At 36.4% G+C, this 22,973-nt stretch carries 23 protein-coding genes and 1 riboswitch; of the genes, 5 read left to right on the top strand and 18 right to left on the bottom strand.

What is annotated here, in order from left to right; translation table 11 throughout:
* Positions 1-22: 22 nt before the first annotated feature.
* Complete coding sequence (gene hflX, locus C2I06_RS20130) at positions 23-1,279, bottom strand: GTPase HflX (RefSeq protein ID WP_095331366.1); 1,257 nt, start codon at positions 1,277-1,279, stop codon at positions 23-25.
* 528 nt (positions 1,280-1,807) lie between these two features.
* On the bottom strand, positions 1,808-2,365 hold the full coding sequence (locus C2I06_RS20125; RefSeq protein WP_123258724.1) for a DNA-3-methyladenine glycosylase I: 558 nt from the start codon (positions 2,363-2,365) through the stop codon (positions 1,808-1,810).
* 238 nt (positions 2,366-2,603) lie between these two features.
* Between C2I06_RS20125 and C2I06_RS20120 the strand changes: the two genes are divergently transcribed.
* Positions 2,604-3,572, top strand: a complete 969-nt coding sequence (locus tag C2I06_RS20120) for a helix-turn-helix transcriptional regulator (protein ID WP_275068560.1) — start codon at positions 2,604-2,606, stop codon at positions 3,570-3,572.
* 96 nt (positions 3,573-3,668) lie between these two features.
* Here the strand turns inward: C2I06_RS20120 and brnQ are convergent, their stop codons facing one another.
* Both brnQ and C2I06_RS20110 read right to left on the bottom strand, forming a co-directional pair.
* Positions 3,669-4,997 (bottom strand): branched-chain amino acid transport system II carrier protein, encoded by a 1,329-nt coding sequence (gene brnQ / locus C2I06_RS20115; RefSeq protein WP_095331309.1) that lies wholly within the window; start codon positions 4,995-4,997, stop codon positions 3,669-3,671.
* A 106-nt stretch (positions 4,998-5,103) separates the two neighbouring features.
* Complete coding sequence (locus C2I06_RS20110; protein ID WP_095331311.1) at positions 5,104-5,580, bottom strand: GNAT family N-acetyltransferase; 477 nt, start codon at positions 5,578-5,580, stop codon at positions 5,104-5,106.
* Between the two features lie 135 nt (positions 5,581-5,715).
* Between C2I06_RS20110 and C2I06_RS20105 the strand changes: the two genes are divergently transcribed.
* Positions 5,716-6,192, top strand: coding sequence for a DsrE/DsrF/DrsH-like family protein (locus C2I06_RS20105; protein ID WP_095331312.1), 477 nt, complete (start codon positions 5,716-5,718; stop codon positions 6,190-6,192).
* Positions 6,193-6,247: 55 nt separating this feature from the next.
* On the opposite strand, the gene C2I06_RS20100 is transcribed toward C2I06_RS20105, so the two are convergent.
* Together C2I06_RS20100 and C2I06_RS20095 are read right to left on the bottom strand one after the other, a co-directional pair.
* Positions 6,248-7,117 (bottom strand): aminoglycoside 6-adenylyltransferase, encoded by an 870-nt coding sequence (locus tag C2I06_RS20100; RefSeq protein WP_123258722.1) that lies wholly within the window; start codon positions 7,115-7,117, stop codon positions 6,248-6,250.
* A 124-nt stretch (positions 7,118-7,241) separates the two neighbouring features.
* Positions 7,242-8,816, bottom strand: a complete 1,575-nt coding sequence (locus C2I06_RS20095; RefSeq protein WP_123258721.1) for a hypothetical protein — start codon at positions 8,814-8,816, stop codon at positions 7,242-7,244.
* A gap of 384 nt (positions 8,817-9,200) precedes the next feature.
* Here C2I06_RS20095 and C2I06_RS20090 point away from each other — a divergent pair, with 384 nt between their 5' ends.
* Both C2I06_RS20090 and C2I06_RS20085 read left to right on the top strand, forming a co-directional pair.
* Complete coding sequence (locus C2I06_RS20090) at positions 9,201-10,043, top strand: sulfite exporter TauE/SafE family protein (RefSeq protein ID WP_123258720.1); 843 nt, start codon at positions 9,201-9,203, stop codon at positions 10,041-10,043.
* Positions 10,043-10,423: a DUF1634 domain-containing protein gene (locus tag C2I06_RS20085; protein WP_123258719.1), complete on the top strand. Its 381-nt coding sequence runs from the start codon at positions 10,043-10,045 to the stop codon at positions 10,421-10,423. The genes C2I06_RS20090 and C2I06_RS20085 overlap by 1 nt, the downstream gene beginning before the upstream one ends.
* Before the next feature lie 43 nt (positions 10,424-10,466).
* On the opposite strand, the gene C2I06_RS20080 is transcribed toward C2I06_RS20085, so the two are convergent.
* The 11 genes from C2I06_RS20080 to C2I06_RS20030 form a co-directional block, all read right to left on the bottom strand.
* The gene (locus C2I06_RS20080) at positions 10,467-11,801 is read right to left on the bottom strand and encodes a TrkH family potassium uptake protein (RefSeq protein WP_123258718.1); all 1,335 of its coding nucleotides are present in this window, start codon (positions 11,799-11,801) and stop codon (positions 10,467-10,469) included.
* A 121-nt stretch (positions 11,802-11,922) separates the two neighbouring features.
* A riboswitch (cyclic di-AMP (ydaO/yuaA leader) is annotated at positions 11,923-12,071 on the bottom strand.
* Between the two features lie 175 nt (positions 12,072-12,246).
* Positions 12,247-12,750, bottom strand: a complete 504-nt coding sequence (locus C2I06_RS20075) for a hypothetical protein (protein WP_123258717.1) — start codon at positions 12,748-12,750, stop codon at positions 12,247-12,249.
* Positions 12,747-13,220 (bottom strand): hypothetical protein, encoded by a 474-nt coding sequence (locus C2I06_RS20070; protein ID WP_095331326.1) that lies wholly within the window; start codon positions 13,218-13,220, stop codon positions 12,747-12,749. The genes C2I06_RS20075 and C2I06_RS20070 overlap by 4 nt, the downstream gene beginning before the upstream one ends.
* Before the next feature lie 166 nt (positions 13,221-13,386).
* Positions 13,387-14,190 carry an ABC transporter ATP-binding protein gene (locus C2I06_RS20065; RefSeq protein ID WP_095331328.1) on the bottom strand — a complete coding sequence of 268 codons (804 nt, stop codon included), beginning with the start codon at positions 14,188-14,190 and terminating at the stop codon, positions 13,387-13,389.
* The gene (locus tag C2I06_RS20060) at positions 14,190-15,221 is read right to left on the bottom strand and encodes a FecCD family ABC transporter permease (RefSeq protein WP_123258716.1); all 1,032 of its coding nucleotides are present in this window, start codon (positions 15,219-15,221) and stop codon (positions 14,190-14,192) included. Before C2I06_RS20060 ends, C2I06_RS20065 begins: the two co-directional genes overlap by 1 nt.
* On the bottom strand, positions 15,218-16,252 hold the full coding sequence (locus C2I06_RS20055; protein ID WP_171509206.1) for a FecCD family ABC transporter permease: 1,035 nt from the start codon (positions 16,250-16,252) through the stop codon (positions 15,218-15,220). Before C2I06_RS20055 ends, C2I06_RS20060 begins: the two co-directional genes overlap by 4 nt.
* Entirely contained in the window at positions 16,253-17,302 is a 1,050-nt protein-coding gene (locus C2I06_RS20050) for an iron-siderophore ABC transporter substrate-binding protein (RefSeq protein ID WP_123258715.1), read from the bottom strand.
* Positions 17,303-17,604: 302 nt separating this feature from the next.
* Entirely contained in the window at positions 17,605-17,865 is a 261-nt protein-coding gene (locus C2I06_RS20045) for a DUF3243 domain-containing protein (RefSeq protein WP_249928327.1), read from the bottom strand.
* Positions 17,866-18,099: 234 nt separating this feature from the next.
* On the bottom strand, positions 18,100-19,317 hold the full coding sequence (locus C2I06_RS20040) for a CynX/NimT family MFS transporter (protein ID WP_123258714.1): 1,218 nt from the start codon (positions 19,315-19,317) through the stop codon (positions 18,100-18,102).
* Between the two features lie 201 nt (positions 19,318-19,518).
* A complete protein-coding gene (locus C2I06_RS20035; RefSeq protein ID WP_095331336.1) occupies positions 19,519-20,088 on the bottom strand; it encodes a helix-turn-helix domain-containing protein in 570 nt (189 codons plus the stop codon).
* Between the two features lie 64 nt (positions 20,089-20,152).
* Positions 20,153-20,698 (bottom strand): TetR/AcrR family transcriptional regulator, encoded by a 546-nt coding sequence (locus tag C2I06_RS20030; protein WP_095331338.1) that lies wholly within the window; start codon positions 20,696-20,698, stop codon positions 20,153-20,155.
* A gap of 161 nt (positions 20,699-20,859) precedes the next feature.
* Here C2I06_RS20030 and C2I06_RS20025 point away from each other — a divergent pair, with 161 nt between their 5' ends.
* Positions 20,860-21,705, top strand: coding sequence for an SDR family NAD(P)-dependent oxidoreductase (locus C2I06_RS20025; protein ID WP_217279740.1), 846 nt, complete (start codon positions 20,860-20,862; stop codon positions 21,703-21,705).
* Positions 21,706-21,881: 176 nt separating this feature from the next.
* Here the strand turns inward: C2I06_RS20025 and C2I06_RS20020 are convergent, their stop codons facing one another.
* A complete protein-coding gene (locus C2I06_RS20020) occupies positions 21,882-22,901 on the bottom strand; it encodes a zinc-binding alcohol dehydrogenase family protein (protein ID WP_123258713.1) in 1,020 nt (339 codons plus the stop codon).
* Positions 22,902-22,973: the final 72 nt, after the last annotated feature.

Below are 22,973 nucleotides of genomic sequence, written 5' to 3'. Positions count from 1 at the left end.
GTAGAACGTCCCTCTGCGTATTTTATATTACATATTCTCGATAACGATTATAGTCTTCTTCTTTGCATTCGATGGATAGGAATATGCCTTCTTCCTTATATTCTGTTGAAAGGATATTTGCCTTTTCCGTCAAATAGGATAGTACATTCCCTTTATCATACGGGATAGTCATTTCACAGGAAATATACTGCTTAAAGACATTTTTAGAAATAGCTTCCACTAGTTCATTTATTCCTATTTGCTTTTTAGCGGAAAGGTAAACTCCATCTGTTCCTGCCATCGATGTATCTCCTGCTGCTAAATCTATCTTATTAAAAGCATAGATAGCTGGGATATTTTCCGCGTTAAGTTCTTTTAAAGTCTTATTAGTCACATTGATTTGCTCTTGATAATTTGGATTAGAGTAGTCAACGACATGAATAAGCAAATCAGCTTCCGCCACTTCCTCCAAGGTCGACCTGAATGCTTTTACTAATTGGTGCGGTAATTTACTAATAAACCCAACTGTATCTGTTAATAAAAAGGATTTATTATTTGGTAATGTAATATTGCGCACTGATGTTTCAAGGGTTGCGAAGAGCATATTCTTTTCAAACACCATTTTCTCTGTTGCAGCATGATATTTTTCAAGCAGCACATTCATTAAAGTCGACTTCCCAGCATTCGTATAGCCAACGAGTGCAATACTTGGCAACTCTTTCTTTTTTCGCATCTTTCGCTGGTTTTTACGTTGGACCACAAGCGTATCTAATTCTTTATGCAAGCGACTAATTCTGTCTTCAATCCGTCTTCGATCCAATTCAAGCTTCGTTTCCCCTGACCCTCTATTTATAAGGCCAGATCCTCCTCCCTGACGACCTAGTGATTCTCCTAAACCAGCTAATCGAGGCAGCATATATTGCAATTTTGCGATTTCAACTTGGAGCATCGCTTCTTTTGTCTTCGCTCTTTGAGCAAATATATCTAAAATCAATACTGTCCTGTCAATGATTCGGCAATCTGTTGCTTCCTCTAAATTACGAACTTGGGAAGGAGACAGCTCATCATTGAAAAGAACAGCCTGTACGTCCTTCTCCGCAAGCAATGCAGTTAACTCCTGCAGTTTCCCTTTCCCAATATAGTGTGCAGAATGAACCCGATCCAACTTCTGCGTTATCTCTCCCACTACTTCTATATCACAAGCTTCTGCCAATTGAATTAGCTCTTCCATTGAATTAGCAAAGTCTTCTTTCTGATCATAATGAACGCCTACTACTATCGCTTTTTGTTTTCCTTCCATTCCTGTTCCTCCATTCTGTTCATAAAAAAACACACAGGTGGTCACCTGTGTGTGAAGCAATCGGAATAAGAAAGAGGAATAGTATTTATTTAAAGTAAACCCTAAGCCTAAAATGGGTTTCTAAAGAAAATATTATTCCATTTTAATAAAAAGAGAGCATAATTCTCCCCTTTTACACCACATCATTATAAATAACGTTAATGAAAGGTTGCTTTTAAAAATAGGCAAACTAATCCCGATTACTCTACACACAGGCAGAGCCTTTAAGTACTATAAAATTAGTTACATAAAGTATACAATCGAGATAGAATTCCACATCTTAAAGCAACCCTCCATTCATCTAATTAACATTATTATACCATAAATGGGAAGTAGAGGGGCAATTCTTCTGTTTTCTGCTGAATATTTTTCCTAAAAGAAAAGCGCTGGTTTAGTCAAGCTTCCCTATATACTTTTTGTAAGATCCCTATCCAGTTTGTTTAAAAGCTTGAAATACTTTCAGAAACAGGAGAACTTCCTCGATTTCCTTTATTCTTTATGAAAAGCACAGCTAGTTATGTGATCGTTGACTATTCCAATTGCTTGTAGATAGGAATAGATCGTGACGGGTCCAACAAACTTGAATCCTCTTTTTTTCAAATCTTTGCTGACCTTCTTTGATAGGTCAGTTTGCGCTGGTATTTCGTTGTCATACTGCCAATTTGATATGATTGGTTTTCCATCTACATAAGACCATAAAAATTCAGCAAAACTTCCGTATTCTTTCTGTATTTCTATCATTGCTAAGGCATTGCTTTTAACTGATTTAATCTTTAACGGATGTTTCACAACCTCTGTATTAATTCGGATATTTTCCAACTCTGTTTCTGTTAGGTTTGCACAGTATTCTAAATCGAAATCATGAAAGGCCTTTTTGTATGCTTCTCGCTTTTTTAAAATGATTGACCAAGACAATCCAGCTTGTGCTCCCTCTAGTACAAGCATTTCAAACAAATATCGATCATTATGACTTGGAATACACCACTCTTTATCATGATATTCTCGCATTAAATCACTGGAATTTGCCCAGGCACATCTAGTTTCCATCAAACCATCCTCTTTAAATAAATTATTCTTATTCTTTAGTATAATCCAATTAACCTGACAACAGTATGTCATATTTTGATACCACTTCTCGCTTCTCTTTTCTTTGGATGATACACTTAGTATAATTTTATTCTACCTAGCCGTTATATATAGGATAAACGCTAGAAGGTAAATTCCCTTTATTAACAGCAGCCGAAGAATTAGGAATAGAAGCTCAATTAGATAAACCACCATTAAAATGGTGACAGAGGGACAGTTCTTCTGTTTCTCTTATATTCCTCAAATAAGGAGGCTTTCCATGAAAATAAGTAGACTGTTTCAAATTATCTATATTTTGCTAGAAAGAAAAATGATCACGGCTAACGAACTAGCCGATAAACTTGAAGTTTCTGTGCGAACTATATACCGCGATATTGAAGTCCTTACGGAGTCTGGCATTCCTATTTATACAATGCAAGGTAAAGGAGGCGGAATTACCTTGATGGATCAGTTTGTACTCAACAAATCACTCCTTTTAGACAAAGAGCAGGATGAAATACTATTTTCCCTGCAAAGTCTATCTGCCACTAATTATCCAGATACAAGCGATATTTTAGCGAAACTAAGTCATCTATTTCAAAAAAGCGAAACTAAGTGGATTGAGGTAGATTTTTCAGCATGGGGCAGTGATACAAAAAGAAAGGAATACTTCTCTCTTTTTAGACAAGCCATTCTAGAGCGTCATGTCCTCTCTTTTCACTATATCAATTCGAATGGGGAAAAGAGCTTACGGCGAATTCTTGCAGAAAAATTATTGTTTAAGGATAAAGCCTGGTATTTAGAAGGTTTTTGCCTAGAAAAATCGGCGAATAGAACTTTTAAAATAAACCGTATGTCTAATATAGCTTTAACTAATGAAATTTATGACAACATAAAAAAAACGGAAGAATTACTTTTAAATGATTCTTTGGATGGGGATTATTTAGAATGGGCAGACTTAGTGCTCAAAATTAGTTCCAGAGCCAGTTATCGGATTTATGATGAATTTGAGGAAAAGGATATTTCCAAAGAAAAGGATGGTTATCATATCATTTCCACCTCTCATATAAAAGGGGAATGGTTATACAGCTACCTATTATCCTATGGAAATTATTTAGAAGTAATCGAACCCACAGACATAAGAAAGGAAATAAAAAGGAGAATTCAGCAGATGATAAATCAATATTGAATCAGCCCTTAATTTCTTTGATTTATTGACTACTAAACAAAAAAGACGGTTCTCCCGATTCCTCTATGGAATGCAGGAGAACCGTCCCTCTACGTACTATTTACGAATGAAATATCCAATCACCGTACCAATAAGGGCAGGTAAAATCCAGCCTAACCCTATTTCGTAAAAGGGGAGAATATTCTCGTAAAAATGCCCAATCTCCTCAAAAAAGCCAAGCTTAGCTTCTGGGATGCTTTTTACAAGTGCTTGATAGCCATCCAATATACTTACAAAGAATGTTAGCACCATTGCCATTAGGTACACACTTTGCTTGCCTTTGAATAATCGCGAAAAAAGAGCAAGTATGATAAGCACAATTGCTAAAGGGTATAAGAACATGAGCACAGGTACTGCAAATAGTATAATTTTATTTAAGCCTAAATTGGCAAATAAGAAAGAAACAACACATAGACTAAGCACAAAAGTCTTATAGCCAATCTTCGGAAATACTTCATGAAAAAATTCACTACAAGACGTTATTAATCCAATACTTGTTTTTAAACAGGCAAGCACAATGATAACCGCAAGCAAAATGCCGCCAAAAGGACCAAAATAATGCTTAGCTACTGCAGCAAAGATAAGTCCGCCATTTTCAAAAGTTCCTACAGCTTGTACACTAGAAGAACCCATATAAGTGATAAATCCGTAGATAAGCATCATTAGCAGCATGGCAAATATTCCTGATTTCCATGTCGTTTTTGCAATACTCTTTACGTCCATAATTCCCTTCCCTTTGATAGCATTAATCACCACTATCCCAAAGGCAAGAGATGCTAGAGCATCCATGGTGTTATATCCTTCTTTAAACCCTGTCATAAAAGCATTATTTAGATATGCTCCCTGTGGCTCTTGAAAGCTCCCCATCGGGCGAACAATACTTACTATTATTAATAAAAATAAAAACAGCAGAAAAGCAGGAGTCAGATATTTCCCGATCACATCCATAATCTTTGCCGGATTTAAGGAAAAATAGTAAACCAGTAAAAAGAAAAGAAAACTAAAAATAGCTAAAAATAAAGCAATATGGCTATTCGCGACAAACGGCTCAATCCCTATTGCAAATGGAACTGTCGCTGTACGTGGAATAGCAAAGAATGGACCAATCGTTAAATATAGAAATAACGAAAAGAGAAATCCGAATACTGGATGAACGCGACTTGAAAGCTCGCGCAGACCATTGCTTCCTGATAATCCAATTGCTAATATACCGAGAAAAGGAAGCCCAATCGCCGTTACTAAAAAGCCTGCTAGCGCAAGCCAAAAGTTTGTTCCCGCAAGCTGTCCAAGCTGAATAGGAAAAATTAAATTTCCCGCTCCAAAAAACATACCAAAAAGCATCGTCCCAATTAGAGCATAAGTTGAAAAAGAAATTCTTGATTGCATAAATCTAATACTCCTTTATAAATACATATAAATTAGATAATACGGGAACGTTTAAAAGTACACAACAACTTTTTAAATGAATTTTCACATAATACCTTCTAGACTATTAAAGAACTTTCTTCAAAATCTCTCCTGGCAGGCCTTCTATTTCTCCAATCCATGCCGAAGTAAATCCTTTACTCACTAATATTTTTCTCGAGGCTATATTAGCAGGATCTATAATTGCCTTTATTACCTTTAGATCTGTTTGTTTCACTAATGACATTAATCTATCCGCAACCATACCGCCATATCCCTTCCCCCAATGTTCTGGCAAAAGCATATAGCCAAGCTCTGCTTCAGCAAGCTCTTGCTCCGTTAAAGTCACATGGCCAAGCCCGATAAATACTTCTGAGTCTGGTTGAAAAAAAGCATAGGATCCAAAGAGCTGATTCTTGTCATTGCGGATTAATAGTTTTTCAAAGTCAATCTTTGCCTCTTCTAACGGAATAGCTCTTTCTGTAATCTGGGCCATCACTCGCTCATTAGAAACTAATTGGTAATACAACTCAAAATCATTTGCTGTAAATTTTCGAAATAGCATGACTGCTCATCACCTTCCTATTATATTCGCTTTTTTCTAATCTCTTCCGTAAAAATGACAATATAGTGAAATTCGTATATCCAAAACAATTTGATGAAAGCTAAAGATATTCTAAAACAAGAAAGGAATTTTCCCATGGAACAAAAGTTAAACGTATTAATGTTTAGCGGGGACTACGATAAAGCAATGGCTGGTTTAATTCTAGCTAATAGTGCCCGGGAAATAGATGTGGAAGTAACCATGTTTTTCACTTTTTGGGGGCTTTTATTACTTCGCGACCCCGAAAAAATCGATTTGGAAGGTAAATCCTTCTATGAAAAAATGTTTAACACCTTCCAACCTAAAGACGTAGAGCAGCTTCCTTTATCCAAAATGAATTATGCTGGTCTAGGTAAAATAATGATGAAGGAAATGCTTGAGGAGGAAGAGGCCCCACCACTTATAGCTTTCTTAAAAGGGGCAAGAAAAAAACACGTTAAGTTTCTTGCCTGCAAATTATCAGTTGATATACTTGGATTTAAGCAAGAAGAATTTTATCCTGAAGTCGAAATTGTCGACGCCAAGGTTTACCTTAAAGATGCTTTAAAATCTGATATTCAGCTTTTTATTTAAAGCTTCCCATATCAAAAGGCGGTCTCTGCTGATGCATAAAAACCGCCTATTACCTTTAATATACCTCTGTTGCATTAGGATTCAATTGACGAACATGGTGTAAATAGGCTTTCACCCTTTCCGCCTCTTCGAAAGGGTAAAGAAATCCCATCTTTCTGCCAACTTCTAATCCGATTTTCTCAAATAATGATGTCATAGAAAATAACGATTCCCAGACTCGATTATAATCTCCACTCGGATAAGTATACATGAGCCTTTCCCACGTATCATCATCGATATACCGCTTTAAGTACTTACTGTTTTTTCCTATGCTAAGGGAAAAATCTGTTTCCATGCCAACCTTCCATTCCAACATTTTTAACAACATCGCTCTTATGGTATTCATATGGTCAATCGCATAAAGAATTTCTTGCCTCCATAACCCTTTAACCACATAGGTCGAGACCCACCAAAATTCGTTACAGCAGTCAGAAAATTGTTCGGCAGCTGGCTTTTTCACCCAATAATCTTTATCTGTACTAGGGGGCATATAAGGGAGACTATTGTCTTTATCTAATAGAATCACCGTCAACCCATCCTCCTGACAATACTTGTTCTTTTCCTCCAGCGGAACAAGGGTTAAGTCTATGCGGTTCCCATCCGTAAATAGCATAAGATAAGAAAATCTTCCACCTAGCTCTGCGGGAAAAAGCGTGGAATCCTCTGGGGTTTGCATAATGATTCGTTCCCCAAAAACATCAATCCAGTTAGGCTCATTCAAAAAAGATTCCATATTATCTACTAAATAAACAATATCAAAATCCTGAAAAGCATCCTTTGGTACTGTTGGATTTGTTCTCGAGCCATTCATGCAAACAGCTCTTACTCTATTATCCTGATTTGCCACTTTTAACACTAAATCTAACATTTGCTTCTCTGTTCTCATACTATCCCTCCAATTATAAATTATTTATATGATTCTATTCTTCTATTTATAATTGGAGGGCACGAATCCTGCTGTAATCTCGTTATAAAAATCCCTCTAATAAGTTCATAAAAACCTCTCCTTTCTAATAAATAATATACGGACCAAAATATACAGTTAACAAGATAATGTGTACACCCACAAAATAGATAATCCTCGGTGTACCTGTCCATTCATTGATACGTTTTGTTAATATGGATAAAAAATAGGAAATAACCGCAAATAATAACAGATAAAAATAAGTACTGCCCGTAAATGTTAGGTACTTAGGTGCGGTTGCAAGTATATTCGGAACAAAGAAACGATCCTTCCATATAACCGCTGCGATTAAATAGATTCCAATGCCAGTATAGAAAATCCAAGGTGGATTGTAATCAACCTTTCTACTAAAAAATAGATACATAAAGATAACAAATGCTATTGGCCACAATAACCATATAAAGGAAAGTGCAAAAGCGAAAAAAGAGGTGGAAATCATTCCAAATGTCTTGCCTAATGCCTGCAGCCAATCCTCAGAAGAATGTTTTATTTGCTTGTTTATTTTTGTAAGTTCATTAGAAGAAACATAGACTTTATTGTCATCTCCATGTAAATCCATCCATGCAATCATATCTTCATCTAACCATTGTGGAATCGTCGATATCGCGGCTGTATTGCTGCGTCGCTCCGTCTTGGTACTTCCGTTTTCGCCTATTTCCGATTCATAAATATTGAAGCCAGTCTTTTCATTATATTTCGTTTCTGTATAACCATTCGCCTTAAATAGCAGACGCGGCTTTCCATCCCTAAAGGTAAAGGCAACATCCGAAATTTCTGTTAACTCTCCATTCTCCCTTGCAGGGTCTTGGAACGTTAACTTATATTGCGCAGCCTCTTGTCCTTTTGTAATATCAATTTCTGCATAATAGTTAAAAAACTCTGGTTTCCCTTGCGTTAATTCTAATTCCTCTTGAAGCAATAACGCCAGTTTTTGATCTTCAAACGTAAAAGATATGCCATTTACTATTTTCCCAGGATCAACCTTTATCTTTGTTTCATATAGGTGGTTAACTTTCCCATCTTGGACTCGAGATAAAGCAAGATCAACATTGCCCTTCTTCTTTGCAAATAACAGAAGGTGAACGCCATCCGCATTTTCCTCTACCGCTAACTTTTCCTTTTCTAGATCAATATCCATAATTTCCGACGTTTGTTTGGTTTCAGGATTTAATTGAAAAAGCTTATTTTCTTTTATATAAAGAATGATTTTCTCGAGCGGAAAAAACTCCGCAACATCCGCAACTAATTGTGTTTTATCTTGGTCAAAAATATTTTTATAATCAAAATAAATAAGCTCGTCTTTTCCCTGATATATTTGTGTCCATTTGTCTGCAGGTATATCATAATATTTCTCTGCCTCAATCCGAAAATCATTGGTCATGATAGCCGTCTTTAATTTATTTTCCTGAAAGAAGGAGAACAAGTAATGCCCATCCTCCGTTTCCTTGATTGCCGGCAGTTTACTTACTTCAGATTGTCCAACTAACAATCCTCTGCTCCAATCTGACTCTGGTTGCGCCGTCACATTGGAAAAATTTTCAACAAATAATAAAAACAGTCCTAATAAAATCAGCACCCCTGGTATGATCCAATATAATTTCTGTAGTACCCAGGTCTTCATCTTATTCCCCCATAGTGTTTTAAATAAGTTCTCTTTGTATTATGAATAAAATAATAATAGCATATTTTCTGACAAAATATGCTAGGGAATTCTATTAATTTTCTTTTCTCACTCTCGTTGTACACAAACTATATAGGGAAATCTGCAAGCATAAAAAAAGTGTTTCACCATTCAAATCTCTTGTTCTACCAAAAAATATTATTCTAGTAAAACTTATTATCAGTTAAAACAAGAGGGTGGGAAAAAACATAATATATATTGGATAAAGACGAACAATCTCTAATTCAGTGATGAAATGAAATCAATTCGTTCCATTTCACTCTTTTTTAAAGCTTATTTAGTTTTTAAGCAAACTAAAATTACTAGGAAAAAACAGGCTATGTAATGCTAACTTTCATTTTACTTCTTTTTATTTGTATTTTTGCCGGGCTTCTGGGCTCTATCCTCGGAATAGGCGGAGGGATTATTCTTACTCCAGTTCTAACACTAGGATTTGGGTTTGATATCCACCATGCGATTGGAGCAAGTATAATATCAGTTATTGCAACAAGTTCAGGTTCAGCAGTAGCATACTTAAGGGATCGAATGCTCAATATTCGCGTAGCCATGTTTTTAGAGATCGCTACTACTGCTGGAGCGATCATAGGAGCAATTTTAGTAGGCATTCTCTCGCCAACTCTTATGTTTATTTTATTTGGTTCTTTCTTACTTTACTCAGCGATCAATATGGTACAAAAGCTCCGTTCAGGCGAAAAAGTATTAAAAAAGGCACAACCTGACTATTTATCGGACAGGCTAAAACTAAATAATACATATTATGATAAAAGCCTAAAGACACAAATTGATTATCAAGTCGAAAAAGTCCCAGCAGGATTTAGTGTGATGTTTGGGGCAGGATTGGCTAGTGGGTTACTAGGGATTGGCAGTGGTGCCTTTAAAGTAATGGCATTGGATACCTTTATGAAAATGCCACTCAAGCCTTCTAGCGCAACTAGCAACCTAATGATGGGAGTTACTGCTGCTGCAAGTACAACTGTATTATTTTTCAACGGCTCTATCTTACCAGAAGTTGCTGCTCCCGTTGCTATTGGGGTATTAATTGGATCCACAATTGGAGCAAAAGTAATGCAAATATTACCAGCAAAATGGATCCGAATTATCTTTATTCCACTTTTATGCTATATCGGTGTTCAAATGATATTTGAAGGGTTTGGGGTGAAATTTTAATGGAAGCACAAAAAAAAGAACAAACTTTTGAAGAAGAATTAGTCATTATTGAGGAAACAATCGGAAAAATACTTAGATTCGGGGTTCTTGTCTCTGCACTGATTATTTTAGTAGGCATTATTACTTATTTGATTACAAATAACTCTGGTTATAAGGAAACGTTCCCTACTAATTTTAAAGATATTTTTATTGGGGTTGCTGCCTTTAAACCATTTGCCATTATTATGCTAGGTCTCTTTTGTTTAATCCTAACCCCTGTATTAAGAGTTGGAATATCCTGTTATGCTTTCTATAAAGAAAAGGACTGGTTATATGTTGGAATAACAGCCATAGTATTAATAATATTATTTATCAGTTTCTTAATTGGTTATACTTCTTAAAAAAGGGGCTTGTTTTCTTCCTGAAAACAGTCCCCTTTATTATTCATCCTGTTAAAATATCCTCTTTCGGAAAACGAATCTTTGATTTATTTGGTTTTGCTAATGAGAAGGCCAAGGTTAAAGGGCCAATTTTCCCAACAAACATAACAAGGACAATGACAAACTTCCCTGCCATCGTTAACGTTGATGTTAATCCCATCGACAATCCTGATGTTCCAAAAGCAGATACTACTTCAAATACAATAGCAAGGAATCTTGCGTCTTTCTCAGTTATGTCTAAAATAAAAATGGCAACAAAAATTACAAACAGACTAATAATAGTAATGGCTAAAGATTTAACAACTGTTCGATCATCTATTGATCGATTAAAGATGACAATATCCTCTTTGTTTCTTAAAAACGATAGAACAGAAAATACCATTGCAAGGAAAGTTGTTAATTTAATCCCTCCTCCAGTAGACCCGCTTCCTGCTCCAATAAACATAAGCAAAATCATAAAAAACAAGGTAGATTCATTTAGTCCTCCAATATCAACTGTATTGAAGCCTGCCGTTCTTGGAACCACTCCTTGAAAATAAGCAGCTTGAATCTTACCAGACCAAGATAGATCTCCTAATGTTTGAGGGTTATCGTATTCAAAGCCAAATACGAGCAGCACAGCAACAACATTAATTACAATTGTTCCAACTACCATTATCTTAGTATGAAGAGTTAGTTTTTTAAACTCTGATTTTTTCCAAAGATCAAATATAACAGTAAAACCTATTCCTCCTATAATAAACAGAAGCGAAATAACGATATTTACGACTGGATCTGCCACATATCTAGATAAGTTATCTGGCCAAATCGAAAATCCAGCATTATTAAAAGAGGAAATAGAGTGAAATATAGCAGCATAGACCCCTTTTTGCCACCCCATTTCTGGAATCCATCTAATCGCTAGAAGAACTGCCGCAATAGTCTCCAGAGTAATAGAAAATAAGAACAACTGTTTTGCCAATTTTATAATTCCGCCAATGGATGTTTGACCGAGAGCCTGTTGGATCAACAGCCGCTCTTTAAAGCCAATTTTTCTTCCCAATGTCATAAAAATTAAAACAGCAAACGTCATGATTCCTAATCCACCAACTTGGATTAAGCATAAAATTACAATTTCTCCAAACAAAGTAAATGAACCACCCGTATCAATAACAGCCAAACCTGTAACCGTCATCGCAGAAGTCGACGTAAACAGAGCATCCGTCCATGTTATGGTTCCTGTTGTAGCTAAGGGCATCTTCAAAAGCATTGTCCCTAGCAAAGTAAAAGCTAAAAAAACAAAAATAAGAATCTGAGGTGGATTTAAAGCAATTATATCCTTTTTCTTAGGAAACCTCATTTTTTCCCCTTCTTCCTTCCGTTACCATAGTCTTACCAACTCTAAAATATCGGCATACCAAAAACCACAGAGGTATCCCCCTGTGGTTCATTAATCTTCCATCCATGAACACAAGTATCGATTCTCCTTCTTTAAACGCTTACGAAGTTAGCAGTCGGATTCGGGTCTAAGAATAACCCTACCTTTTACAAAAAGGATTCACCCCAAGTGTTTTATCACAAAAAATTGGGTCCCCCGTTCCTCTAGTTGAGGATTCAGCGATATACTTATTTTTTTGTATCTTACTCCTCTGTATATAGATTTGTAAAGAGCCATTTCGGACAAAATTAGCGCAATAATAAGCAGTAAGAACCTATTCTCGTTCTTCTTCTTCCTTTTTCTAATCATGACGCATATTTACGCTTTTTTCATACAAACGATTAGGAAAAATCTAAACGGAATTCGGCTAATATTGTTTCTCCCCATGTTCTTTAATCAATCTGTAAAAGATAACCCAAATACTAATAACTAATAAATAAATAACAAAGGAATAATAAATCGTATATCCATGTTGATAATGAAAAATCCCTATCATGCCACAAACCCTTTCTATCGCGATACTCACAAGGGCCCAGCCTAAAATGTATAACAGCGTAAAATGGGGCTTAATATTGAAGAGATCATATAGATAAAAGAAAAGGTAGCTTATCGGGGCATACATCACATGGGAAAAGAAGTCCATTATCTCAAAAGAAGAACTGTCATTTATTATATAATACCGCACTGGTAAAATACTTAACGTATGGTCGAAAATGAAACCAAAAAAAACACCACACATGAGGTATATACTCATCGTCTTTTTAGTAAAACGTCTTGGGAGCAATATCACCAATAGAAATCCCAAAAAGATCGAGATAAGGATACTCCACTCATTTAAATTAAAATGAAAATCATAATGTAATTCTTTCATTTTTCTTCCAACTCTCCTTTATCTAGGCCAATAAACCAGCGGGCTATCCACCATACTAAGACTATTGATATAACATACAAAAGAGCAGAATATAACTGATTCCAATTCTCGAAAGCAAGAAGATCTGCCCATATATATATCCGATCTTCCAAACATAAGAATAATACAATAATCCCGGAAAATAGTAATCGCCATTTTATTTTCCAAGAAGAGCAAAGTATGCAAATTGACAAGAGAATTTGAAATGGAATCACAATAAAGCGACAAATATACATAGCAAATGAACCTTCAACCGTGCGAGTAAGAGGGACCCAGTGCAAATTAACATCTAATATTGTAAATATTGTAATTGTTAAAATTGCAATAATAAAGTACAAAAAAACAATTTCCGTAAGCATTAAACCTTTAGGAACAATAGCAAATACAATCAATACTATACATGCTAACAGTGACATAATAGCGATGGACATAAATAATCATCCTTTAAAGAAGATTTGGCATATAACATGTAATATGCCCAAAAGAAACAATATTATTTCCAAAATAAAGTATTATTGCCAGTGTTAAGATCGTCCGGTATATAGACACAAAAAGCCTTCAAGTTTTCATATACTTGAAGGCTTTCTCATCATAAACCTATGCATTAACATGATATCGGCCCTTCGGCACAACTAAAGGAGTTCCTGAGACCGGATCATTAATCACCGTACAATTAAGTCCAAAGATATCTTTAACCAACTTACTTGTAATGATATCAGCTGGCTTCCCTTCTCCTACAAGCTTGCCTTTTTCCAGTGCAAAAATATAGTCTGCATATCGTGCCGAAAGATTAATATCATGCAGGACCATTACGATCGTTGTACCGTATTTTCGATTAAGATCTGTCAGTAAATCTAATATTTCCACTTGATAGGTGATATCTAAGAAAGTGGTTGGCTCATCAAGAAATAAAATATCTGTTTGCTGAGCAAGTGCCATTGCAATCCAGACACGTTGTCTCTGACCACCTGAGAGCTCATCAATATTTCGATTAGCAAATTCTGTAATCTTCATAATTTCCATTGCTTCTGCAACTGCTTCATAATCCTTCTTAGACCAGCCACTAAAGAAATTTTGATGAGGAAATCTCCCTCGCCCAACTAGATCTGCTACTGTTATTCCTTCTGGTACAATAGGAGATTGTGGTAAAATACCGAGAATGCGTGCTAATTGTTTTGGCGGAAATTTACTAATTGCCTTTCCGTCGAGTGCAATACTGCCAGAGGAAGACTTAATAAGATTGGATAGTGTTTTTAAAAGCGTTGATTTTCCGCAGCCATTTGCACCGATAATCACACTAATTTTATTACTCGGAATTTCAAGCTCAATATCTTGCAATATCGTTTTGCCTTCATAGCCTGCTGTTAACATTTCCGCTCGAAACTCATGTATCTTATCCATTACAATTCTTCCTTTCGATTCATTCGAATTAATAGCATGATTAAGTATGGTGCACCTAGAATACCAGTGATCACACCTACTGGGTATCTAGCGACAAATGCAAACTGTCCAATAAGGTCAGATGCTAAAACCAAAATGATTCCCACCAGACCTGCTGGAATAACACTAGAAAATCCTATTCCAACTAATCGTTTAGCGATAGGGCCCGAAAGGAATGCAACAAATGCAATCGGTCCAGTGGTAGCAGTAGCTAACGCAATGATTAGAACCGAACTAATAACCAGTACAACTCTTGTTCTATCTGTGTTGATGCCTAGTGATGCGGCAGTTTGTTCGCCAAGCTCTAACATATCGAGTCGCTTTCCAAGTAAGATAATGATAGGTGCCAAAAGAAGAACAGTAATCATAAGCGGGTAAATATTTTCCATCTTCACCCCATTTAAACTACCACTTAACCATCTCATTGCTGTCGGAACATCATGATGCTGTCCAATTAGCAATAAATAGGATATTACGGCATTTAGCATTGCCTGTATGCCAATACCTATCAATATTAACCTGCCAATAGAAAAAGAAGTTCCTTTCGACAATAGAAAAATAACCAGGACTGTAGCTAATCCACCAATAATAGAAGCAATGGAGACAAAAGTACTGCTTGCATGAAGAACGATGATACAAAATACCGCAGCGGCACTTGAGCCAGCTGTTATTCCAATAACATTTGGATTTGCTAGAGGATTACGAAGCATTGTTTGAAACACATGTCCCGAAATACCAAAAGCAAAACCAGCAAAAACACCAGCCACCATCCTTGGAAAACGGATTGTTCCGACCGCAAAAGAGGCTCCTTTCACTTGCTCGCCTAGTAAAACACTAATTACATCCCCAACTGGATAAATCGTATTTCCCAGCATAAGCATCATGCAGCATAAAGCAAAAGCAATGATTGCTAACAAACAAATCACAATAATAAAACGACGACGTCTTCTTGTTCTACCTACCATAATAAGATTCATTGATTCATTCATCATAACGTACGCATTTTCGCTTTCATAGTTATTAAGATTAAAATTGGTGCCCCGATAAAGGCTGTAACTACGCCCACTTCCAGTTCACCGGGACTGCCAATAATCCGGCCGCACACATCTGAAATCGTTAGTATAATCGCTCCTGCTAGAGCGGACATTGGAATAATGTAGCGCAAATCAGGACCAATAATAAGACGGATCACATGGGTTGCAAGTAAACCTATAAAACCAATTGGGCCCGCTAGAGCTGTTGCTGCCCCACACAATAAGACCCCTCCAAATGCCGCAACAAGTCTAAGTGTGCCGGTCCGCACACCCAATCCCTTTGCTGCTTCATCCCCTAAGGCCAAAGCATTTAAGCCCGGGGCAGAGAACAAGGCGATTAGAATGCCTATAAGGAGAAAAGGAATGAAAATAGAGATAGAATCCCAATTTCCAGCACCAACACTTCCCACCTGCCAAAATCTAAATTGATCCATAACATTGGAACGCGGAATCATAATAGCCATTACAAGAGAGGATAAAGCTGCACTTGTCGCTGCTCCCGCTAAAACGAGTTTAAGGGGGGTGGCACCGCCACTCCCCATCGAACCAATTCCGAATACAAAAATGGCAGTTAAGATTGCTCCTACTAATGCAAACCAAATGTATTGACCAGCAGTGCCAATATGGAAAAAGGATATCCCACAAACAACAAATAGAGCTGCACCTGTGTTTACTCCTAATATACTAGGATCTGCAATCGGATTACGAGTGACGGATTGCATAAGAGCACCAGAAACTCCCAATGCAGCACCACACAACAAACTAAATACAGTTCTAGCAATTCTTTGGCGGACAACATTTGCTCCGTGAGACTGTACTTCCGGATGGAATAATCCATCCAGTATTTCATTCCAGCCAACAGTGCGAGATCCAAAAGCAAGAGACGCCAATATACTTATACCGACTAAGATAATAGAAATTACTAATACGCTAATAAATTTTCTCGGTATTAATAACTGCTTATTTTTTAAAACGGATGTCTGTTCCATTTACTTCACTTTACTTACAGCTTCTGAGAGTAATTTTAGGTACTCGTCGAGCGTATATTCAATCGAAAGTGTACTTGGTGTTCCGGCTGCTGCAAGTGGCGTATTATCCTCGATAATGACAACAGACCCTCGCTGTACAGCTGGAATCTTTCCATAAATCGGATCTTTTTGTAAAGCGGCAAGTGTTTTATCATTTCCATACGATACAAAAATATCTACATCATTTAATATGTCTGCATTTTCAGCACTTACTTCCAAATAGAAACTAGTTGGATCCTTAATTTGACTGGTAATACTTTCCGGGTATTCCATCCCTAACTCTGTAAGGAATTCACCCCGTGGATCTGTTGGTGAATAGATATAAAACTTGGATAAGTCAGCACCATTAACACTTACAAATGCCGCTTTTTTCCCTTTCAATTCAGGAAACTCACTTGCTTTATCTGCAATGAATTTTTCTGTATCTGCAATAAGCTGCTTCCCTTCTTCTTCCATACCCATCCCCATTGAATTATACGTTACTTGTTCACGCCAAGAAGCAACCCAAGGGTTTTTTTGATATGCAACAACAGGAGCAATTTCACTTAAAGTATCATACTCTTCCTGTGTAAGTCCTGAGTACGCTGCAAGAATGACATCTGGATTAGAATCAGAAATCGCCTCAAAGTCTATGCCATCTGTATCTTGATAAATATTCGGATTTTTTTCACCTAGCTCTTCAAGTTTTTTTGCAGTCCAAGGTAACATTCCGCTATCATCTTGAACACCATAATTTGCTGCTGAGAAACCAACAGGTACAACGCCAAGCGCAAGTGCTACATCTTGGTTAGACCAGGCAATCGTCGCAACACGTTCAGGTTTTTCCTTAATTACAGTCTCTCCAAGCGCATGCTTAATCGTTATTGGATACGATGAATCTGTATTGGAATCAGCCGATTTTTCTTTATCAGCCTTCGAAGATGACTGACTTGAACAACCCGCTAGTAAAAGAATGGCTACAATAGAGAACAAAAAAATAGGAATAGATGGCTTTCTTCGTTTTTTAAACATATGTATGTCCCTCTTTTTCTATATTATTTTATAATATAAATGATTATCATTCTCAATTATAATACTTGTTTTCTATTTTTCTGTCAATTACAAATAGTAAGTTATACGTGATTTTGCCATCTTTTGATGAAAATTCTCCATTTCACCAACTATGAGGCGGTAAAATCAAGTAGACTACTAATAAATTTAAACTCTTTTAGACATATTTAAAGGGCAACGCGAAAGCGATTGCCCTTTTTAAATTCTCATTAACTTTCCCTCATTTCCTTTATCCTCTAAATAATTGAAATCCCGAATTAATATTAATTTGCCAATTTCACAAGCATATGTGCTAATTTATGTCGTTCCTCTTCATTTCCCACTTTCCACAGTTCCTGAAGAAGTGCCTCCTCTCGATTTTGTGGTTCTGCATTGTTAGCAAGATAGCCAGCGACTTTCTCCGCGCTTTTCGCTAATTGTTCTTCATCCATGCCAAGATTTTTGCCTACTTCTATTTTACTGCTTAAATAAGATTTAAACTCATCAAAATTCTCTAGCTTCTCTTGGATTGTTTTTCTATTCATTTCTTTCACTGTTTCTTCTGCCTTGTTGGGATCTGCATTATAATTATTCATCAATAATATTCCCTCCAATGTTTTAGTCTCTTAACTATTCCCCAGAAAAGCCCCGTGAAACTTTATATGTACTTAGCAATAATCTCCATTTCTATCTCATTCTTCCTTCGTCTTTTTTAACCCACACACAAAAAAACGAAGATTCTCCGGCGGTGCACCAGGAAAAACCTTCGTTAAGATAAACTATTTACTTGTGCTTACATACCTATCTCTAGCTGCTCCTAATCCAAATACAAAGAGCAGTAATGAAGCAGCAGCTAAAATGAACAACGGAACAGTCCAGCTATTCGTTACATCATGTAAATACCCGAAAAGCGTAGGACCAATAGCCGCGAGTAAATAACCAACTGATTGAGCCATGCCAGATAGTTCTGCAGCCTGTCTGCCATTCTCCGTTCGCAAGCCAAAAAACATCATCGATAAACTGAAGGCACAACCTCCCCCAATGCCTATCATGATAATCCAGCATACAATTAACTTTGCACTTCCATAAATTAGTCCAAGTGTCCCCGCTAAAAGCAAAACGCTCATGATAGTGACTAAAGAACGCTGACTTTTCATACGCCCTGCAATAATAGGCACAATAAAGGTAAACGGAAGTAATGCTAATTGCATCACAGAAAGCAGCCAGCCAGATTGGTCTGAACTTATTCCTTGTTGTTGTAAAATCTCAGGCAGCCATGCAATAAGAATGTAAAAGACCATCGATTGTAACCCCATAAATAAGGTCACCTGCCAAGCTAATGGAGAGCGCCACAAGTTCACCTGAGTATCTACTACTTTATTTCGAACAGCTGGTGTTTCCTTGTTGAGATGCTTTACTTGAGGCAGCCAGAATAAAATGGATAGGAAGCTAAGTATCGCCCAAATTCCCAATCCACCCTTCCAGCCAATTCCAAGTCCAATGGCAATTGGAACGCTTATTCCCGAAGCAATAGCAGCCAATAAATTCATCGAAATAGAATATACACCTGTCATTAATCCAATTCGAGTTGGAAACTCTTGTTTAATCAGACTTGGTAATAGCACATTAGAAATTGAAATCGCCAATCCTAGCACAGCAGTACCAATATATAAAGCAGCCACCCCAGATAATGAACGTAAAATAATGCCTAGTGTAAGAAAGATAATAGACATCAGAATCATCATTTCCACACCAAATTTACGAGCCAATTTAGGTACAAGCTGAGAAAAAAACGCAAAAGATAATAATGGCAATGTGGTAATCATCCCTGCTAATGTATTAGAAATATGAAGATCATCCCTAATAAATCCTACTATTGGACCCACTGATGTTAATGGAGCTCTTAAATTAGCAGCAATAAAGATTATTCCTATAACAATCATCCAAACGGCTGATTTATGAACAGCTCGATTTGATTGTATATGTTGATTAGTCATTGTTTCCTCCTGATTCTAATAGCCAAATGACTATGAAATGAGTCCTTCCTCATTAATAAGAAGTCGTCAGCCAAGCAATTTGGTATATTATAATATATTTTCACCGTGATAATGAATAATATAATATAACAAGCGGGTGTTTGTCCATTCTTTTTTCTAGAACAAAATATATCCCCGCTACTGGATGGTATAACCTAACCACTATCTCCCGTATCTCAATAAGATGTAGAGTACAGCAACGTTATCGGTTTGATTTATATAGGAATGGTTTCCATTTGCATCAAAACTAATCGAATCATATTCATTTAAGATATATGACTCATTATTGACATTAATGGTGATGGTTCCCGACATCACCGTTGCTATTTCCGTCGTATTGGGGTGATGCTTTTCTGGATAATAAGAACTGTGCGGTTGTAAATATGCTCGACACATTTCCATCTCATCCTTTTGATTTTGAAAAATCGGCTCTACAGCCCAATTGCCATCATCTCCGAAAATTCTTACCCCGCTACCAGCTCGCGATACATTTACACTGTTTCCTGAGGAAAATAACGCCATCAGAGGGATCGATAAACTTTGCGAAATCTTCCACAATACCCCAATTGTTGGATTAGTTTCTCCCCGCTCAATATTTCCCAGCGTCAGCTTACTTACACCTGATATCTCAGATAAATTTTCAAGACTCAACCGCCTCTCTTTTCGCAATTTTTTAAGCACGGTTCCAACTTGAATAACTACCTGTTTTGAATCATCTGTCTCTCTATTCATATTCGTCCTCCGTTTCTTTTATGGGAAATATTGTTATTCCTATGTTATGAACTTAACTCCATTCCTAATTAAGTGGTTCAAACAAACCTTTGCATTGGTTGGTCAACTGATTATAAACCGCAGCTCCTTTGGCATAAGCCTCTTGGCTAAAATCGTTCTTTTCCATAAATGTCTTTAAAAACATGTAAGTAGCGCCTGCATAATAGTTTGCAATATATTCACTATTCTTACCGAATGCTTTATGTTGCTCCATTACAAGCTTATTAAAATTGGCTAACTGACGAATAAATTCATTACTAATTCCAGCCCATTCAATTAATACAAATGTCTCTTGATTTTGTTTCCAAAATTGAATTAGTAGTTGAATAAAGCCTGAAGCGTTAAAAGATTGCTGCTTTAAAACCGACTTAAAATCACTCATTACGTTGGATATCTGTCTTATAATGATGTCTTCTTTCACTAAATAATTTCTATAAAAAGTTTGCCTTGCAATTCCAGCTTGCTCGCATAAATCTCGGATGGAAATCTCATAAAAGTTTTTATTCTTAAGATTAAACATCATTAAACTTTGCAGCAATAATTTTTGTGTTCTTTCAACCCGTTTATCCATTTATGCACCAATTTCCTTTCCTGTGTCACATAAAAAAATTCTTTGCTTTTTCTTTGCTTAAATTTATTATACAATCCTTTCAAGCTAAGTGACAATTGTAACTTAAGTGTCAATTGTTCATTTACCAACAAAAATTATTTATCCTATCGGAGGGAATTATTTTGGAAACAGGAAAGGTAGTAGTCATTACTGGAGCAAATAATGGGATTGGTCTAGAATTAACAAAAAAAATCCTAGCAGAAGGGAGTCAAGTCATTGCATTAATACGTTCTTCTTTTTTGAAGGATGACATCTTTATTCAATCAAAAATTACAACAGGACAGTTACGAATTTATAAAGCCGATTTATCTGATTTTAACAGTCTAAAAAAAGCGCTGGAAGAAATAAACGCAGCGGAGAAGAAAATAGATTTCCTTTTCAATAATGCCGGCGGCACCTTTCCTTCGCTGTTATTTTCTAAGCAAAATCGCGAACTACATTATGAACTTCAGACAGTAGTGCCTTATATTATTTTTAAGGAACTGTCCCCTTTATTTGAAAAGGGAGAGGATAAGACAATTGTGAATACCTCTTCAGCTGTCATCCTTCATATGAAACAGTTTGATCCAGACACATTGGAAAATCCATCTTCCTTTAAAAGATTATTTGGTCCCTATGCGACAGCAAAGCTAGCTCTATCTTTATGGACAAAAGAAATAGCAAAAAAAGAGAGTGCCAATGGATTCCGGTTTCTAAGTGTAGACCCCGGGAGTAACAATACGTTACGGAAAGAAAAAAAATCAGGTATTCCCTTTTATATAAAACCATTGATGAAGTTTTTCTCTTCTCCACCCACGAAAGGGGCTACTTTACTCTACGATGCCGCAATGGATAAGACTAGAGCAGTTTCTGGGGACTTTATTGTAAAGGGGAAAAGCACAAAGGTTAATTTTGCTGAATATAGTTCCCTTGTTTTAGAGGGAGTAGACAGAATTTATGTAAGGGAATTTTTGAATAGTGAGGAGTAGAGGATGTGATGAGTATTTATTCTTAAGGAGAGGATAACAGCTTCGCTGGTTTTCCTCTCCCTTTTATAAGGCAAATCCCCAAAATTTAGTTTTAAATAGACTAATAATCTTTAATCCTAAGTCATTGTTAACCAAACAGTCTACTTTTTAGATAAGATGACAATCCCATTAGGCATTTATTCATTCTCAACTACTATTTTACCAATCATACTTCCCGTTTCTACAATTTTATGTGCTTTACGTAACGTTTCGGCATTAATTGGTCTAAGAGTTTCTGTAAGGGTTGTTGTTACTTTCCCGCCGTCTATTAGTTTACTTAGTTTGGATAAAAGTTCATGTTGTTTAATCATGTCTGGAGTTTCATACATAGATCTTGTAAACATAAATTCCCAAACAAACGTGACACTTTTATTTTTTAAAGCAGTAAGGTCGATAGGATTAGCCATTTCTACAATCGAGCAAATCCTTCCTTGAGGGAAAATAATATCGGCCATATTTTTCCAATGCTGCTCTGTTTCGTTCAAACATAAAATGTACTCAACGCCCTTTATATCATGATCTTGTAGTTGAGTTCGAAAGTTTTCGTGATGGTTAATGATATAATCAGCACCTAATTTATTCACCCATTGCTTACTCTCTTCTCTGGATGCTGTGGCAATCACTTGTAAACCTGCCATTTTAGCTAATTGAATCGCTATGGAGCCCACTCCTCCAGCCCCACCAATAATAAGAATGCTCTTAGTTTGATTTTCTTCGTAGTTATTTACATCTATCATTAATCGATCAAATAAACTTTCCCATGCTGTTATCGATGTCAGTGGTAAAGCTGCTGATTGTGCAAAATTTAAAGACTTTGGCTTTAATCCGACAATTCTTTCATCAACTAAATGGTATTCACTATACGTCCCTGGTCGAGTTAGGTCACCAGAATAAAACACTTCGTCTCCAGGTTTAAACATTCTACAATCTGGTCCAACTTCTTCCACCACTCCACTTGCATCCCAGCCTAAAATTCTTGGTTCTGATTCTTCTTTATCTTTAGGAGCACGTACCTTTACATCAACCGGATTAACCGAAACAGCTTTTATTTTAACAAGTATATCTCTTTTGGTTGGTGTTGGTTTTTCCACTTGGACATCTATCAAACTTTCTTCCTCTTCTATCGGTAAATATTTATACAATCCAACTGCTTTCATTTAAAAGCCCTCCTTTTTTATTCATGTTTATTATAAAAAAGAAATATATTAAGAGTAAGTACGCACATTCTT

The sequence above is a fragment of the Niallia circulans genome, assembly GCF_003726095.1.
GTDB classification, from domain to species: domain Bacteria; phylum Bacillota; class Bacilli; order Bacillales; family Cytobacillaceae; genus Niallia; species Niallia circulans_A.
This window is presented reverse-complemented; position numbering and strand designations above follow the sequence as displayed.